This window comes from Kocuria sp. CH-021, assembly GCF_049716185.1.
GTDB classification, from domain to species: domain Bacteria; phylum Actinomycetota; class Actinomycetes; order Actinomycetales; family Micrococcaceae; genus Kocuria; species Kocuria cellulosilytica.
Genome location: NZ_JBNAFK010000011.1, coordinates 39492 through 54485, shown reverse-complemented (window position 1 = coordinate 54485; position 14994 = coordinate 39492). Strand labels below are relative to the sequence as shown.

The following is a 14994-nucleotide window of genomic DNA, read 5'->3' as shown; positions in this document are numbered from 1 at the left end:
GCGCGCCGCGGGACCGGGGCGCGCCGCGGGAGCAGTGCCCGCCGCGGGACCGGGGCGCGCCGGCAGGTCGGGGACCGCGCGGGCCTCAGGGGCCGTCGCAGCCGACGACCTCGTAGAGCGCCGCCTCGCCCTCCTGCCCGACCAGCGCGAGACCGGGGGCGGCCTGCGGGTCGACGGCGTTGATGCCCGAGTAGTCGCGGGCCTGCCGGGCCTCCGGGATGATGAACTGCGTGCCGAAGTCCAGGACCCACTGCACGTCCAGCTCCTCCGCGGCCGCGCAGGCCGGGCTGCCCGGGACGGCGCCCCCGATCCCCGCCGCGATCGCGTGCAGGTCCGGGTCCAGCGCCCGCAGCTCGGTGGCGGGCTGCTCGACGTGGTACTGCGTCACGGCCCGGTCCGCGACCGCGTAGGCCAGGGAGCCGCCGTTCCACGGGTTCACGGCGATGACGTCCCCCGGCTCGGTGAGCTCGTCCAGCTCCTGCAGCAGCTCGTACTCGTCCCGGTCGACGATGCTCTCCGGGCCCTCCCACGCGTAGTACTGCTTGCCCCACCGGGTCGCCTGGGTGAGGGAATCGACCTGGGAGTACGGCACCGCGAGAGCCAGCAGCACGAGCGCCGCGACGGGAAGGCCGGCGCGGCCGGCCCGGGGCCGGCCGGCGAACGTGGCCAGGGACTCGAGGCCGGCGGCCAGGCCGCCCACCACGTGGGCGGCGCCGAGGGCGATGAGCGGCACAGCCGTCAGCGGGAGCGTGGCGGCGAGCCGGTACGAGTCGGTGTACCACCCGCCCACGAGCCACTGCCGGGCCGGGCTCTCCTCGCCGGCGGCGGCCACGGCGTAGAGGTAGACGAGGACCAGGTGGGCGAGCACCAGCCAGCGCAGCCTCCGCCGGGCGACGGCCGCGTAGATCCCCGCGCCGGTGAGCAGCACGAGCACCCAGGGCACGTCCTCCCGGCCGTTGGCGCCGAAGAGCAGGGCCTCGCCGACGGCCCGGGCCAGGGTGGTGGACGGCTCCCACACGAACGACGTGGTGAGCACGTTCCACAGCAGCAGCCACGCGGCGACCGCGAGCGCGGCGACCGCCACGAGCACGAGCGCGGGACCGCGGCGCCGGGCGCCGGCGGCGGCCCGCAGGCCGAGCCACCACGCCGTGGCCGCCACGGGCACCGCGACCACGAGCAGGGCCAGGAACGCGTTGGGCTGGGAGACGAAGAGCGCGCCCAGGGTGACCACGAGGCTCGCGGCCAGGCGCACCCGGCCGGCCGCGTCCGGGGTGGCCTCCGTCCGGTCCGCAGTCACCCCGGGGCCGAGCAGCCGCACGAGCAGGCCGAGGGACACGGGGGCGATGGCCAGGGCGAGGATGTTGGGGAAGAGCGGTCCCCAGGCCATCAGGCCCAGCGGGAAGACGCTGAAGCCTGCGGCGGCCGTGCCGGCGAGGACGGCCGCCACCGCGGACGGGCCGACGAGGCAGCGGGCCAGGAAGATGCACGAGGCCGGCCAGACGAGACCCGCCACGGCGAGCAGGGTCAGGTTGTGGGCCACGAGGACGCTGTCGCCGGTGAGGGGCACCACGAGGGACGCCAGCTGGTGCCACGCCGCGGGGTACAGGGCGATCGCGCTGTCCGGGCTCACCATCCGGTTCAGCGTCAGGGTCGAGCCGCTGCCGGTCTCCACGACGTAGCGGATGGCGTTGAGGTGGAAGATGTTGTCCCAGCGCTGGGCCATCGCCTCCGGAACGCCGATCACGGAGGTCAGCCGGCGCAGCAGCAGGACCGCGCCGACCGCCAGCCCGGCGGCCGCGCCGGCCGGGAACAGCCAGCGGCGCCCGCCGTCGTCGTGCGCTTCCCGGCCGCCCGGTTCCGTGCCGGCGGCGTGCGAGCCGGGCACGTGCCCGCCCCGGGGGACCAGCCGCCCCACCAGCCAGGCCAGCGCCGCCAGCACCAGGGCGGCCAGCACCTGGGACAGGGCGCCGTAGGGGACGCCCACCAGGTCCAGGACCACGCCCGTAACCCCGACGACGGCGACGCTGAACGCCGGTGCCGTCAGCAGGATCCTGCCCCCGCGCTGCCCGAAGGCCCACAGCAGGGCCAGCCCGGGCAGCCACAGGAACGCCAGCAGGACCAGGAACGCCGGGAGGTGCGGCCACCAGTCCGTCAGCACGTCGGTCCTGCGGGGCTCGGCCTGGCAGCGGGCACGGTCTCGTCCTCACGACGGGGGGAAAGGGTCGGGACGATCATAGCGGCCGGCCCCCGCCCGCCTCCGCCCTGACCGGCGCGTCCGGCCTGCTGTGCGAGAATGTCCGGGTGAGTCGTTCGTGGATCGTCATGCCCGTGTACAACGAGGCGGCCGTCGTGGGAGAGGTGCTGAAGGAGCTCCGCAGGACCTTCCCGCACGTCGTCTGCGTCGACGACGGATCCTCCGACGACTCCGCCCGGATCTGCGCCGAGGCCGGCGCCGTCGTCGTCCAGCACCCCATCAACCTGGGGCAGGGCGCGGCGCTGCAGACCGGGTTCGAGTACGCCCTGCAGGACCCCGGGATGGACTGCGTGGTCACGTTCGACTCCGACGGCCAGCACCGCGTGGTCGACGCGTGGGACATGGTCGAGCGGATCCGCTCGGGCGAGGCCGAGGTCGTGCTCGGCTCCCGCTTCCTCGACCGGCGCACCCGGATCTCCCCGCTCAAGCGGGTCGTGCTGCGCACCGCGGCGTTCTTCTCGAAGCTGTCCACGGGCATGGACCTCTCCGACGCCCACAACGGGCTGCGCGCCATCGACCGGGGCACCCTGTCCCGGATCCGACTGACCCAGAACCGGATGGCGCACGCCTCCGAGATCGTCAACCAGCTCGCCGACATCCGGCCCGCCTGGGTCGAGCACCCCGTCGAGATCATCTACACGGACTACTCGAAGTCCAAGGGGCAGTCGCTGCTCAACGGCGTGAACATCCTCGCCGAGCTGTTCGTCAAGTAGCCCGCACCCCGTCCGCCACCAGTTCGCACGATAGAAGGGAAGAGCCGTCCGATGATCTATGCCGTCCAGATCCTGCTGGTCCTGGCCGTGGGCTACGGCGCGCTCGCCCTGATCCGCGGCGGGGCCAACGCCAAGCACCAGGCGATCCGCCGGGTGGTGGGTCTCGCCTTCTTCGTCTTCGCGGCGCTGTCCATCTTCTTCCCCGACCTGCTGACGGGAGTCGCCCAGTTCTTCGGGATCGGGCGCGGCACGGACCTCGTGCTGTACGGCTTCGTGGTGATCTTCATGATCACCCAGGCCACTTCCGCGCTGCGCAACCGGCAGCAGGAGGTCAACGTGACCCGGCTGGCCCGGCACATCGCCGTGACCGAGGCCGAGCGGCCGTGGGCGCCGGCCCCGGAGCACGCCCAGCGCGCCTCGGTGCGGACCTTCGCGGAGACCTCCCCGGCGGAGCGGCCCGCCGGCTGAGCGCTCCCGGCACGGCTCAGGCCTCCCGGAGCACCCGGGACAGCAGGTCCGGCCGGTCCGTCATCACGCCGTCCACGCCCCACGCCAGCAGCCGGCGCATGTCGTCCTCCCGGTCGATCGTCCACACGTCCACGCGCAGACCCGCCTGCTGGGCGGCCCGCAGCAGCCCGGGCGTCAGCACGCGCAGGCCCAGCAGCGTGTCGGGCGGCTGCAGGCCCTGGAACGGGAGGGCGGGAAGCCCGTGCCGGCCCAGCAGGCACAGCAGCCGGAAGACCGCGAACTCCGTGACGGCGGCCGCCGTGGGGACCGCCCCGCCCGAGACCTGCCGGAAGCGGCGGATCGAGGCCGTGCGGTTCGTCGCGACGAGCGTGCGCCCCTGGGCGCCCGCCGCCCGGATGGTCCGCCAGACGATCTCCTCGGCGCCGGGACGGTTGCCCTTCAGCTCGATCGCCACCCGGTGCTCGGGGAACTCCTCGTAGACCTCCGCGAGCGTGGGCACGTGCACCCCGCGCCCCCGCCACGGGAAGGTCGTGCCGTCGGGGGTGAACGCGTGCCCGGCGTCCAGGCGCCGCAGCTGCGCGGTGGACAGCAGCGCGACGGCACCGGTCCCGTCCGTCGTGCGGTCCACCGTGAGGTCGTGCATCAGCACGGCCGAGCCGTCGGCGGAGGCCTGCACGTCGAGCTCCAGCACGACGTCCCCGAGGGCCGCGGCCGCCCGGAACGCCTCGAGGGTGTTCTCCGGTGCCACCTCGGCGCCGCCCCGGTGGGCGAAGGCGGTCGGCCAGTCCCGGGGCACGGGAACCGCCGGACCCGGGGACGGGGCCGCCAGGTGCCGGCCGAGGGCCGCGCCGACCCCGCTGGTGAGCAGGTTGCCGGTGAACGGGACGGCCGCGCGCAGCAGCGCCCGCGCCCGGACGGCGACGTCGGGGCGGGTGCCGTCCTGCTGGGGGGTCAGATGGGTCACGGCGGTCCTCGCGATCGGCGGCGGTCCCCGCGGCACGGGCCCCGCCGGGGCAGCGGACACCGGGGGCGGAGGCGTCCTCGCCCGCCCACACTACGGCCCGCGGCCACCCCGTGCACGCCGCCACCACGGGTGCCCCGGCACGGGCGACCCGGACGCGCGAGAGCGGTGCCGCGCGGCAGATTTCATGCACGCGCATCCTGTGACGGACCGTGTGTTTCCGGACGGGAACAACGTCGCAGGTCAGCGGAGGCTGTCCACAGGCCACCGGAACGGGGTTGTGGGGACGACGGCGGCCCGGCCTATGTTCCTGTGCATGCGCTCCGTGGGGGAGCGCGGCCGGCGCGGATCCCGCGGCGGGCGACGTGCAGGGGGACCGATGACGGCACTGCTCTCCGAGGACGCGCTCGGGCTGGTCGAGGCCGAGGTGCGCGAGCTCATCCGGCGCCGGGGCCTGGACCCGGTGCTGGAGCTGGAGCGGACCCGGGAGCTGGTGGACGCCGCGGTGCGGGACTACGACCAGCGGTCGGCACGCGGGGTGCTGCCGGCCCTGGCCGACCTGGACGCCGCGCGCCGGGTGCTGCTGGACCTGGTGGCCGGGTTCGGCCCGCTGCAGCCGCTGCTCGACGACCCGCGGATCGAGGAGATCTGGATCAACGGCCCGGCGGAGGTCTACGCGGCCCGCGGCGGGGAGTCCGAGCTGACGAGCCTGGTGCTGACCGAGGCGCAGATCCGCAATCTCGTGGAGCGCATGCTCAAGTCCTCCGGCCGCCGCCTGGACCTGTCCTCCCCGTTCGTGGACGCCGCGCTGCCGGACGGGTCCCGGCTGCACGTGGTCATCCCGGACGTGACGCGCCGGCACTGGGCCGTGAACATCAGGAAGTTCGTGGCGCGGGCACGGCGGCTGGACGACCTCGTGGAGCTGGGCTCGCTGCCGCCGCGCGCGGCGCGGTTCCTCGACGCGGCCGTGGCCAGCGGGCTCAACATCCTGGTCTCGGGCGCCACGCAGGCCGGCAAGACCACGCTGCTCAACTGCCTGTGCGCCTCGATCGGACCGCGGGAGCGGGTGGTGACGGTCGAGGAGATCTTCGAGCTGCAGGTCCCGCTGCGCGACGTCGTGGGCATGCAGTGCCGCCAGCCCAACCTGGAGGGCACGGGCGAGATCCCGCTGCGCCGGCTCGTGAAGGAGGCGCTGCGGATGCGCCCGGACCGGCTCGTGGTCGGCGAGGTGCGCGAGGCCGAGAGCCTGGACATGCTCATCGCGCTCAACAGCGGTCTGCCGGGGATGTGCAGCCTGCACGCGAACTCGGCCCGGGACGCCGTGACGAAGATCTGCACCCTGCCGCTGCTGGCGGGGGAGAACATCAGCACCGGCTTCGTGGTGCCCACGGTGGCCTCGTGCTTCGACCTCGTGGTGCACTGCCACCGCGACCGGCACGGCCGGCGCCGGGTGAGCGAGATCCTCGCGATCGGCAACCGGGTCGAGAACGGTGTGATCGAGACCTACCCCGTCTTCGCCGAGGCCGACGGCGCCCTGCTGGCGGTGGCCGCCGAGGCGCCCGCCGCGTGGAAGTTCGAGCGGGCCGGGCACCGGGTGAGCGAGCTGCTGGCGGACGACGGCCCGGGCGGGGCGGCGCGGTGAGCGCGGCGCTGGGGGTGCTGCTGGGGGCGGGCGTCTTCCTGCTCTGGTGGTCCTGCTGGGCCGAGGACGCGCCGCGCCCGGCCCGTGCGCGCCGCCCCGGCCGGACGCAGGAGCTGCTGCTGCGCGCGGACCTGGCCCGGGTCGGCCCGGCGGTGCTGCTGGCCGCCTGTGCCGCGGCCGGAACGCTGGGCGGCCTGCTCGTCGTCGCGGTCACCGGCGCGGCCGTCCTCGGCCTGTGCGCCGCCCTCCTGGGGGCCTGGCTCCCCGTGGCGGTGGTCCAGCACCGGGCCCGGAGCCGTGCGGCCGCCCTGCGGGAGGTGTGGCCCGACGTCGTCGACCACCTGCGCTCGGCGATCCGGGCGGGGATGTCCCTGCCCGAGGCACTGATCCAGCTGCAGTACCGCGGGCCGGAGCCGGTGCGCCCGGCCTTCGCCCGGTTCGCCGCCGACTACCGCGCGTCCGGCCAGCTGCAGGGTGCGCTCACCCTGCTCAAGGACCGGCTGGCCGACCCGGTGGCCGACAACATCGTCGAGGCCCTGCGGGTGACCCGGGAGGTCGGCGGGACCGACCTCGGCCGTCTCCTCGGGACGCTGTCGGAGTTCCTCCGGGAGAACGCCCGCACCCGCGGCGAGCTGGAGGCCCGCCAGTCCTGGACGGTCAACGCCGCCCGCCTCGCGGTGGCCGCGCCGTGGATCGTCCTGGCGCTGATGGCCACCCAGCCGGCCGCCATCCGGGCCTACGACACCCCGGCCGGCGCCCTCGTGCTGCTCGGTGGGCTGGTCGTGTCCGTGGCCGCCTACCGCCTCATGCTGCGGATCGGGGCCCTGCCCGTGCCCGCCCGGGTGCTGCGGTGAGTGTCTCCCCCGCCCTGCTGGTGCTCCTCGGCCTGGTGCACGCCGCCGGCCTGTGGCTGGTGCTCACCGGGGCCCGGGTGACCGGCGGGCCGTCCTTCGCGACCCGCATCTCCCCGCAGCTGCGCTCGGTGGAGGTCGAGTCGGCGCTGCTCGCCCGCCCCGGGGACCGCGCGGTCCGGGCCCCGGGCCGGGCCGCGGCGGGACTGGATCCGCTCGTGCGGGCTCTGGCCCGGCGCGTGTTCCGGCACGCCGGCCCGTCGGCGGCCCTGGAGAGCCGGCTGATGCGTGCGGGGTCCACCACCACGGTGGCGGACTTCCGCGCCGAGCAGCTCCTGTTCGCGACCGGGGGCCTGCTGGTCGGGGTCCTGCTCGGCGTGGCCGGTGCGGCCCGCTGGGGCACGGGCCCCGGCGGGGTGCTGCTGGCCGTCGGGGCCGCGGCGGCCGCCGGCCACCTGCTGCGCGGACACCTGCTGAGCCGGCGGATCCGCGTCCGTGAGACCCGGATGCTGGCCGAGTTCCCCGCCGTGGCCGAGCTGATGGCGCTCTCGGTGGGGGCGGGGGAGAGCGCCGTGGGTTCGCTGGAGCGGGTGTGCCGGGTGGCCGAGGGGGAGCTCACCGCCGAGTTCCGCGCGGTGCTCGCGCAGACCCGGTCCGGCGCCGGGCTCGTGCACGCCCTCCAGGACTTCTCCGCACGCACCCCGGTGGCACCGATCGGGCGGTTCGTGGACGGCATCGTCGTGGCCATCGAGCGCGGCACGCCCCTGGCGGACGTGCTGCGCGCCCAGGCCCAGGACGTGCGGGACAACGACAAGCGGGAGCTGATGGAGGCGGCCGGGCGCAAGGAGATCGCCATGATGGTCCCCCTGGTGTTCTTCGTGCTCCCGCTGACGGTCGTCTTCGCCGTGTATCCCGGTCTCGCCGTTCTCGAGCTCGGCTTCTGAGCTCTCAGCCGGGCGGCCGGAGAGCGGCCGCCCCCCAGGAAAGGACACCCCATGACCCACCTCCACCGGCTCGCCGCCCTGCTCGGCGTCCTCGCCCCGGCACTGTCCGCGCTGCGCGAGCGGCTCTCCGCCGACGACCCGGACCGCGGCGACGTCCCCGGCTGGGTGATGCTGACCCTCATGTCGGCGGTGCTCGTGGCGGGCCTGCTGCTCGTGGCGCAGCCGGCCCTGGAGGGACTCTTCCAGGACGCGATGGCCCGCGTGAGCCAGAACTGAGCATGGGCGGGATCCGTGCCCGGGCGGACACCGGGCCCCCGGAGACGGACCGGGGCAGCGCGGTGGTCGAGTACGTGATGGTGGCCGGCCTCGTCGCGATGATCTTCGCGGCCACGCTGCAGCTCGCGCTGGCCCTGCACGTGCGCAACACGCTGGTCGACGCCGCCGCGGCCGGCGCCCGGTACGGCACCCTGGCCGACCGCTCGCCCGAGGACGGGGTCGAGCGGACCCGCCGGATCGTCTCCGGCGCCCTGGGTCCCCGGTACGCCCAGGACGTCGCGGCCGCCCCCGTGACGACCGGCGAGCTGCGGACCCTGGAGATCACGGTGGTCTCCCCGCTGCCGGTGATCGCGCTGTTCGGCCCGCCCGACTCCCTGGAGGTGCGCGGCCATGCCGTCCTCGGGGACTGAGGCGGTCGGGAGGACCACGGCCGCCGGGACTGCTGCGGCGCCCGGGACGGCACGGACCACGGCGCCGGCCCGTGCGCCCGGCGCGGCGGACGGGGCGGGGAGCCCCGGGGGGAGCGACGAGGGCAGCGCGGTCGTGGAGTTTGTGGCACTGGGCACGCTGCTGCTCGTGCCCGTGATCTACTTCGTGCTCGCCGTGGCCCAGGTCCAGGCCGGGGCCTTCGCGGTCGTGGCCGCCGCGCAGCAGGCCTCCCAGGTGCTGGCCCGGGCCGAGCCCGGGGAGCTTTCGGACGCCGGGCTGACGGCGGCGGCACAGCTGGCGGCCACGGATCAGGGCTTCGCCCCCGACCGGCTGGGGATCCGGCTCGAGTGCTCCGACGGCGCCTGCGGGACGCCGGGGGCGGTGGCCACCGTGCACGCCACCCTGGAGGTCCCGCTGCCGCTGGTGCCCGGGTTCACGGACCTGGACGTCGCCGTGCTGACGTCCTCGGCCACCGTCGTGCTGGGGCGCTACGGATGAGCGGGCGGGCGGCGCACCCGGGCGGGAACCGGGACGACGAGGACGACGGCCAGGTCACGATCCTGGTCATCGGCTTCGCGGTCGTACTGCTCCTGCTGACGGTCGTGGTCATGGGCGTCACCGCGGTCTACGTGGGGGAGCGCAAGCTCCAGGTGCTGGCCGACAACGCCGCGCTCGCCGCGGCCGACACGTTCGTGGCCCTGCGCCCGGGGGAGGGCGGGGCCCCGCCGGCGACGGTCCTGGACGACGCCGCCGTGGCGGGGGCCGCGGCGGCCTACCTGGACACGGTCCGGGCCGGGGCGGACACCCCGGGCCTGGCCCTGGCCGCACCCACCGGGAGCCCCGACGGGCGGACCGCGGAGGTGTCGCTGTCCGCCGTCGTGCACCCGCCGGTCGTCAACCTGCTGGTGCCCGACGGCATCCCGATCACCGCCACGAGCGATGCCCGCGCCCAGCTGGGGCGGTAGCAGCGTCCCCCGGCGCCGAACGCACCGGTTCCGCCCGAGAGGCCCGCAGGAACAGCCAGGTCTCGGGCGGAACCGGTGCGTTCGGCGGCACGGGGGCGGGTGGGCGGGTCAGTAGCCGGCCGGGAGCACGGCGGAGCGGTCGAACTCCTCCGTGCCGCGCACCGTCCCGTCCTCGCCGATCAGCGTCACGCCCTTCTCGGAACCGCGGCGGCCGGCGCCGGAGATGTCGGCGCCCACGTCGGCCACCACGTTCTCGAGGGTCACCCCGGCACCCACCCGGACGCCGTCCAACAGCACCGAGCCGCGCACCGTGGCCCCCTCCTCGACGACGACGCCGGGCCCGAGCACCGAGCGCTCCACGGCGCCGCGCACGATCGCGCCCGCGGCGACCATGGACCGGCGCAGCTCGGCGCTGCCGGCGATCCGGGCGGGTACCCGCTGCGGCTGGGCCGAGAGGATCGGCCAGCCGGGGTCGTCGAGGGTGACGCCCTCGCCGTCGAGCATCTGCAGGTGGGCCGTCCAGTAGGACTGCAGGGTGCCCAGGTCCATCCAGTACCCCTCCAGGCGGTGCTCCACCACCGTGCGGTGCGCCACGAACCACGGGACCAGGTCGTTGCCGTAGTCCTCGAGCCGGCCCTCCTGCTCGTGCAGGACGTCCAGGGCCTCCAGCAGCTTCTGCGCGTCGTACAGGAACATCTCACCGGCGACCAGCCGCCCGCGGGGCGTCTCGGGCTTGTAGTCGAAGCCGGTGACGCGCCCGTCGTCGCCGGTCTGCACCACGCCGTAGCGGGAGGGGTCCTCGTCGACGAGCGTGGTGACCACGGTGAGATCGGCGTCCCGCGCGAGATGGGTGTCGATCACGTCGAGGAAGTTGAGCGTGTAGAGGTGGTCGGCGCTGAGCACGAGCACCAGGTCCGGGGCGAAGTCCCGGATCAGGTCCTTCTGCCGGTAGAGGGAGTCCGCGTTGCCCTCGGCGAAGCCCTCGCCCTCGGTCCCCTCGTACGGGGGCAGGACCTGGAGGCCGCCGTGGGTCCGGTCCAGGTCCCAGGGGCGCCCGTTGGCCAGGTGGACGTTGAGGCCGTGCGGGAGGAACTGCTCGACGACCCAGACGTCCGAGACGTGGGAGTGCACGAGGTTGGACAGGGCCACGTCGATGAGCCGGTAGGTGCCCGCCACGGGCAGGGCGGGCTTGACCTTCTTCTCCGTCAGGGCGCCGAGGCGGGAACCCTTGCCCCCGGCGAGGATCAGGGCCAGTGTGCGGGGGATGCGCATCGTGCGTCCTTCCTCTCGGCACCATCCTGCCAGAGCGGGGCCGCGCGGGGCCGGGACGATTTGCCCCCATGCGATAATCTTGGCTTCCATGGCCTCCCTTGACTTCCCGGCAGAGATCTCCGCCCTTCGTTCCACGTTCGCGTCCATCGAGGCCGTGAGCGACGTCGACGCCATCAAGCGGGACATCGCCGAGCTCTCGCAGCAGGCGACCGCCCCGGACCTCTGGGACGACCCGGCCTCGGCGCAGAAGATCACCTCCAAGCTCTCGCACAAGCAGTCCGACCTCGAACGGCTCGAGAAGCTCGGCGGCCGGATCGACGACATCGAGGTCATGGTGCAGCTGGCCGCCGAGGAGGACGACGCCGAGACCCTGGAGCTCGCCGTCGAGGAGCTCGCCGCGGTGAAGAAGGCGCTCTCCCGGCTGGAGGTCCAGACGCTGCTCTCGGGCGAGTACGACGAGCGCGAGGCAGTGGTGACCATCCGCTCCGGCGCCGGCGGCGTGGACGCCGCCGACTTCGCCGAGATGCTCATGCGCATGTACCTGCGCTGGGCCGAGCGCCACGGCTATCCGACCACCGTCCTCGACACCTCCTACGCGGAGGAGGCGGGCCTGAAGTCCGCGACCTTCGAGGTCAAGGCGCCCTACGCCTTCGGCACGCTGTCCGTGGAGGCCGGCACCCACCGGCTCGTGCGCATCTCCCCGTTCGACAACCAGGGGCGGCGCCAGACCTCGTTCGCGGCGGTGGAGGTCATCCCGCTCATCGAGCAGGACGACTCGATCGAGATCCCGGAGGCGGAGATCAAGGTGGACGTCTTCCGCTCCTCGGGCCCTGGTGGGCAGTCCGTGAACACCACGGACTCCGCGGTGCGGATGACGCACATCCCCACGGGCATCGTCGTGTCCATGCAGAACGAGAAGTCCCAGATCCAGAACCGCGCCGCCGCGCTGCGCGTGCTCCAGTCCCGGCTGCTCCTGCAGCGCCAGGAGGAGGAGAGCGCCAAGAAGAAGGAGCTCGCCGGGGACGTCAAGGCGTCCTGGGGCGACCAGATGCGCTCCTACGTCCTGAACCCGTACCAGATGGTCAAGGACCTGCGGACCAACCACGAGGAGGGCAACCCCTCCGCGATCTTCGACGGCGCGATCGACGGCTTCGTCGACGCCGGCATCCGCTGGCGCGCCGACCAGCGCCACGCCCCGGCCGACGCCTGAGCTCCCGCGGGATCCCCGCCAGGGCCCCGGCCGACGACCGGCCGGGGCCCGGTGCTCAGCGGCGCAGGAAGCGCGCGACCGTCCGTCCCGGCAGAGTGCGGGCCTCGGGCTCGGCCGGGCCGTGCGCGGGGGGATCGACGGCCGGGTACAGCTCCTCCGCCTCGCGCAGCTTCGTCCGGTGCAGCCGTGCGGCCGTGGCCGGGAAGGCGGCGGACCGGGCGGGTGCGGCCGGTTCCGTGCTGCCGGTCGGTGTGACGGACCAGCCGGTGCCGGCCTCGAGCAGGGACTGGTGCTTGATGCGGTAGTAGTCCGGGCTGACCTCGAGCGCGGTGCCCTCCGCGCCGCACGCGGCGGCGAGCAGGTGGAAGTGGAACCGGGAGGTGAGCCAGGTCTGGCCCGGGCGGGCCGGGAAGCCCTCCTGCCACACCCGGGTGAAGGGCACGAAGTTCTCCTCCGGGACGAGATCGGCGAGCCGGTCGAAGGCCGCGCGGTCGGCGCCGGGGATCGCCTCGAGGTAGCGCACGGGCCGCCCGGCCAGCGCCGGGCCCGTCAGGGCGGCCCGCACGGCGGCGACGGCGTCCTCGAGGACATCGGGCTTGGACATGTCGCTCTGCAGGCACACCCACACGTCGCCGTCGGCGGCTCCCTCGACCGGAGCGCCGGTGAAGCCCGCGAGGCCCGGGAGCCCGAGGAAGGCGTCGTCCGGGGCGCGGTCGGCCCGGGAGAGCTGGGCGCTGGGCGCGTCGCGGACCGTGGCGTGCTCGAAGGCCCCCAGCGTGGTGCGCAGCCCCTCGGCGTCGGCGGCGGGGGACAGGCCGAGGCCGGTGGCGACGAGGCGCGCACCGGACACCTCGCGCAGCCGCAGGGCCGCGCGCAGCAGACGCGCGTGGTGCGGCCAGATGGAGTTCAGGTAGCCGCCCCCGATGAAGTGGACCGAGCCGGCCCGGCGGGCGCCGAGCAGGCCGAGGTCGTAGCGGGGGGAGCCCAGGTGCGTCACCACCCGGTCCACGTGGGCGTCGGCCGCGGCAGGGTCCATCCCCGCCGTCTCGACGGCGAGCCGCCACAGGGTGTCGGTGGTCCGCAGCCGCGGGTGCAGGTCCGCGAACAGGTGGGACGCCAGCCCCGGGTTCGGGCAGTCGAGCCACACCTCGGCGTCGGGCCGGGCGCGGGCGAGGAAGCGCAGCCACGACGCGGCGATGAACTCGTCGCCGAAGTTCGGGTGGCCGCTCGTGCCGACGAGGTACAGGACCTCCCGGACGGGCGGGGGCTCGGTGGGGACTGGATCCAGCATCCGCTCAGCTTAGCGGGTGCCGCGACGGTGACCTGGGGCGACGCCCGGGCACCGGACCCGGCTCCCGACGCGGCCGGCGACCGTCCGTTCCGCGCCGGCGCCGTGGCGTAGGATGGAGGCCCTGCCGCGTGCCCCGGTGCGCGGCCGTTCCCCGCCCGCACCGTCCCCAGGGAGGAGGCCCATGGCCAAGAAGGACTCCGGTCGCCAGGTCGTCGCCAACAACAAGAAGGCCCGGCACGACTACCACATCCTCGACACCTACGAGGCGGGCCTCTCGCTCATGGGCACCGAGGTGAAGTCCCTGCGCATGGGGCGCGCCTCGCTCGTGGACGGGTTCTGCCAGTTCACCGACGGGGAGCTGTGGCTCGAGGGCGTCCACATCCCCGAGTACCTGCAGGGCTCGTGGACCAACCACTCCGCCCGCCGCCGCCGCAAGCTGCTCCTGCACCGCACCGAGATGGACAAGATCCAGCAGAAGACCCGGGAGGCCGGCTTCACGATCGTCCCGCTCTCCCTGTACTTCGTGGACGGGAAGCGGGCCAAGGTCGAGATCGCGGTGGCCAAGGGCAAGCGGGAGTACGACAAGCGCCAGGCGCTGCGGGAGCAGCAGGACAACCGCGAGGCGCAGCGCGCCATGCGCTACAAGAACCTGGGCTGAGGCGCCCGGGCATCCCTTGCGGCCGGCGTGTACCGCGCGGTAGACTGGGGTGTCCCGCTGCGGCGGGATGCTTGACAAACGAATACGGGGATGATCGGTTTCGACGATGTGAGTTGAGACAGGGGAAGCGGGTCGAGGACGCAGAGTTATCTCGTAAACGCTCTCTGTAAAACAATAGTTGCCAATTCCAAGAGCAACGCCACGCAGTCCACTTTCGCGCTCGCCGCGTAAGTAGACTCACCAGTGGCTGTCAGCCCGGGTTCGCCTTCGACCCGGGGCCTGGCATCAGCTAGAAGGCCACTGCTCCAGCCGTTCGTCGCGGGCGTCTGGAGAACACTTTCGCGACTGAGTCCGTCGGCCACGTGTCTGCACGAGGGCCGGGACTGAGAAGACGCCAAGCAGACTGCACCCGGAGAAGCCCTGACAATGCTGCATCGGACGGGGGTTCAATTCCCCCCATCTCCACGAGATCCCTGACCGGGGAGCGCCGCGAGGCGCTCCCCGGTTTTTTCGTGCCCGCTCCGCCCGGCCCGGGGTCCTCCGGCGCCCCGTGCGGGCCTCGTCCGCGACCGGGGCGCACCGTGCCCCGTCCGGTCCGGGACCGGTGGGCCCACAGGACCTCACGGCGGACCGTGTGACAAGCTGGTGCCGTACCGACGACGACCGAAAGGGCAACGCCATGAGCCACAACGACAACACGCCAGACCAGAGCGGCACCGGTGCCGGCGGGTCGTCGAGCTCGGGCCGCCAGGACGTGCCCGAGTACGGCCAGCGCGTGGAGGGAGCTCCCTCCGGCCCCTCCTACGACCCGCCGCGCTACGGCCAGGGAGCACCCGGCGACCAGTACTCCGCACCCCAGTACGGCCAGGGGCAGCAGGGGCCGTACGGCCAGGACCAGTACAACCAGGGGCAGTACCGACAGGACCAGTACAACCAAGGTCAGTACGGCCAGGGCCAGTACGGGCAGGACTCCTACAACCAGGGTCAGTACGGCCAGGGCCAGTACGGGCAGGACTCCTACAACCAGGGTCAGTACGGCCAGGGCCAGTACGGGCAGGAC

15 protein-coding genes, 1 other RNA gene and 1 pseudogene are annotated in these 14994 nt (G+C 74.1%); 13 read left to right on the top strand and 4 right to left on the bottom strand.

Going from position 1 to position 14994, the window contains the following annotated elements; translation table 11 throughout:
• Positions 1-85: 85 nt before the first annotated feature.
• The gene (locus ACPYN7_RS10200) at positions 86-2158 is read right to left on the bottom strand and encodes a DUF6541 family protein (RefSeq protein WP_424347573.1); all 2073 of its coding nucleotides are present in this window, start codon (positions 2156-2158) and stop codon (positions 86-88) included.
• A gap of 143 nt (positions 2159-2301) precedes the next feature.
• Between ACPYN7_RS10200 and ACPYN7_RS10195 the strand changes: the two genes are divergently transcribed.
• Positions 2302-2967 carry a glycosyltransferase family 2 protein gene (locus ACPYN7_RS10195; protein ID WP_231738411.1) on the top strand — a complete coding sequence of 222 codons (666 nt, stop codon included), beginning with the start codon at positions 2302-2304 and terminating at the stop codon, positions 2965-2967.
• A gap of 51 nt (positions 2968-3018) precedes the next feature.
• Positions 3019-3435: a DUF2304 domain-containing protein gene (locus tag ACPYN7_RS10190; protein WP_058874770.1), complete on the top strand. Its 417-nt coding sequence runs from the start codon at positions 3019-3021 to the stop codon at positions 3433-3435.
• 16 nt (positions 3436-3451) lie between these two features.
• On the opposite strand, the gene ACPYN7_RS10185 is transcribed toward ACPYN7_RS10190, so the two are convergent.
• Entirely contained in the window at positions 3452-4399 is a 948-nt protein-coding gene (locus ACPYN7_RS10185) for a glycerophosphodiester phosphodiesterase (protein ID WP_424347572.1), read from the bottom strand.
• Positions 4400-4775: 376 nt separating this feature from the next.
• Here ACPYN7_RS10185 and ACPYN7_RS10180 point away from each other — a divergent pair, with 376 nt between their 5' ends.
• The 7 genes from ACPYN7_RS10180 to ACPYN7_RS10150 all read left to right on the top strand — a co-directional run bounded on the left by ACPYN7_RS10180 (position 4776) and on the right by ACPYN7_RS10150 (position 9503).
• Complete coding sequence (locus ACPYN7_RS10180) at positions 4776-6038, top strand: CpaF family protein (RefSeq protein WP_368825686.1); 1263 nt, start codon at positions 4776-4778, stop codon at positions 6036-6038.
• Positions 6035-6892 carry a type II secretion system F family protein gene (locus tag ACPYN7_RS10175; protein ID WP_424347571.1) on the top strand — a complete coding sequence of 286 codons (858 nt, stop codon included), beginning with the start codon at positions 6035-6037 and terminating at the stop codon, positions 6890-6892. The genes ACPYN7_RS10180 and ACPYN7_RS10175 overlap by 4 nt, the downstream gene beginning before the upstream one ends.
• On the top strand, positions 6889-7833 hold the full coding sequence (locus tag ACPYN7_RS10170; protein ID WP_424347570.1) for a type II secretion system F family protein: 945 nt from the start codon (positions 6889-6891) through the stop codon (positions 7831-7833). The genes ACPYN7_RS10175 and ACPYN7_RS10170 overlap by 4 nt, the downstream gene beginning before the upstream one ends.
• Positions 7834-7884: 51 nt before the next feature.
• Entirely contained in the window at positions 7885-8109 is a 225-nt protein-coding gene (locus tag ACPYN7_RS10165; protein WP_058874766.1) for a hypothetical protein, read from the top strand.
• A 2-nt stretch (positions 8110-8111) separates the two neighbouring features.
• Positions 8112-8519: a TadE family protein gene (locus ACPYN7_RS10160; RefSeq protein ID WP_058874765.1), complete on the top strand. Its 408-nt coding sequence runs from the start codon at positions 8112-8114 to the stop codon at positions 8517-8519.
• A gap of 133 nt (positions 8520-8652) precedes the next feature.
• The gene (locus ACPYN7_RS10155) at positions 8653-9036 is read left to right on the top strand and encodes a hypothetical protein (RefSeq protein WP_424347569.1); all 384 of its coding nucleotides are present in this window, start codon (positions 8653-8655) and stop codon (positions 9034-9036) included.
• A complete protein-coding gene (locus ACPYN7_RS10150) occupies positions 9033-9503 on the top strand; it encodes a pilus assembly protein TadG-related protein (RefSeq protein ID WP_424347568.1) in 471 nt (156 codons plus the stop codon). The genes ACPYN7_RS10155 and ACPYN7_RS10150 overlap by 4 nt, the downstream gene beginning before the upstream one ends.
• Before the next feature lie 108 nt (positions 9504-9611).
• On the opposite strand, the gene ACPYN7_RS10145 is transcribed toward ACPYN7_RS10150, so the two are convergent.
• Entirely contained in the window at positions 9612-10775 is a 1164-nt protein-coding gene (locus tag ACPYN7_RS10145; protein ID WP_424347567.1) for a glucose-1-phosphate adenylyltransferase family protein, read from the bottom strand.
• A gap of 88 nt (positions 10776-10863) precedes the next feature.
• Between ACPYN7_RS10145 and prfB the strand changes: the two genes are divergently transcribed.
• Entirely contained in the window at positions 10864-11985 is a 1122-nt protein-coding gene (prfB, locus tag ACPYN7_RS10140; RefSeq protein ID WP_424347566.1) for a peptide chain release factor 2, read from the top strand.
• A gap of 55 nt (positions 11986-12040) precedes the next feature.
• On the opposite strand, the gene ACPYN7_RS10135 is transcribed toward prfB, so the two are convergent.
• Complete coding sequence (locus tag ACPYN7_RS10135; protein WP_424347565.1) at positions 12041-13276, bottom strand: polysaccharide pyruvyl transferase family protein; 1236 nt, start codon at positions 13274-13276, stop codon at positions 12041-12043.
• Between the two features lie 181 nt (positions 13277-13457).
• On the opposite strand from ACPYN7_RS10135, the gene smpB reads away from it, so the two are divergent.
• The 3 genes and pseudogenes from smpB to ACPYN7_RS10120 form a co-directional block, all read left to right on the top strand.
• Positions 13458-13934 (top strand): SsrA-binding protein SmpB, encoded by a 477-nt coding sequence (smpB, locus tag ACPYN7_RS10130; RefSeq protein ID WP_058874759.1) that lies wholly within the window; start codon positions 13458-13460, stop codon positions 13932-13934.
• Positions 13935-14020: 86 nt separating this feature from the next.
• Positions 14021-14402, top strand: a transfer-messenger RNA (tmRNA) gene (ssrA, locus tag ACPYN7_RS10125).
• Positions 14403-14613: 211 nt separating this feature from the next.
• Positions 14614-14994, top strand: a pseudogene (locus ACPYN7_RS10120) (hypothetical protein); the annotation flags it as partial.

Excerpts from the sequence above, each read along its gene's own strand:
- ACPYN7_RS10190 (WP_058874770.1), top strand. The coding sequence starts at position 3,019 with ATGATCTATGCCGTCCAGATCCTGCTGGTCCTGGCCGTGGGCTACGGC.
- ACPYN7_RS10180 (WP_368825686.1), top strand. The coding sequence starts at position 4,776 with ATGACGGCACTGCTCTCCGAGGACGCGCTCGGGCTGGTCGAGGCCGAG.
- ACPYN7_RS10165 (WP_058874766.1), top strand. The coding sequence starts at position 7,885 with ATGACCCACCTCCACCGGCTCGCCGCCCTGCTCGGCGTCCTCGCCCCG.
- ACPYN7_RS10160 (WP_058874765.1), top strand. The coding sequence starts at position 8,112 with ATGGGCGGGATCCGTGCCCGGGCGGACACCGGGCCCCCGGAGACGGAC.
- ACPYN7_RS10150 (WP_424347568.1), top strand. The coding sequence starts at position 9,033 with ATGAGCGGGCGGGCGGCGCACCCGGGCGGGAACCGGGACGACGAGGAC.
- ACPYN7_RS10145 (WP_424347567.1), bottom strand. The coding sequence starts at position 10,775 with ATGCGCATCCCCCGCACACTGGCCCTGATCCTCGCCGGGGGCAAGGGT.
- prfB (WP_424347566.1), top strand. The coding sequence starts at position 10,864 with ATGGCCTCCCTTGACTTCCCGGCAGAGATCTCCGCCCTTCGTTCCACG.
- ACPYN7_RS10135 (WP_424347565.1), bottom strand. The coding sequence starts at position 13,276 with ATGCTGGATCCAGTCCCCACCGAGCCCCCGCCCGTCCGGGAGGTCCTG.
- smpB (WP_058874759.1), top strand. The coding sequence starts at position 13,458 with ATGGCCAAGAAGGACTCCGGTCGCCAGGTCGTCGCCAACAACAAGAAG.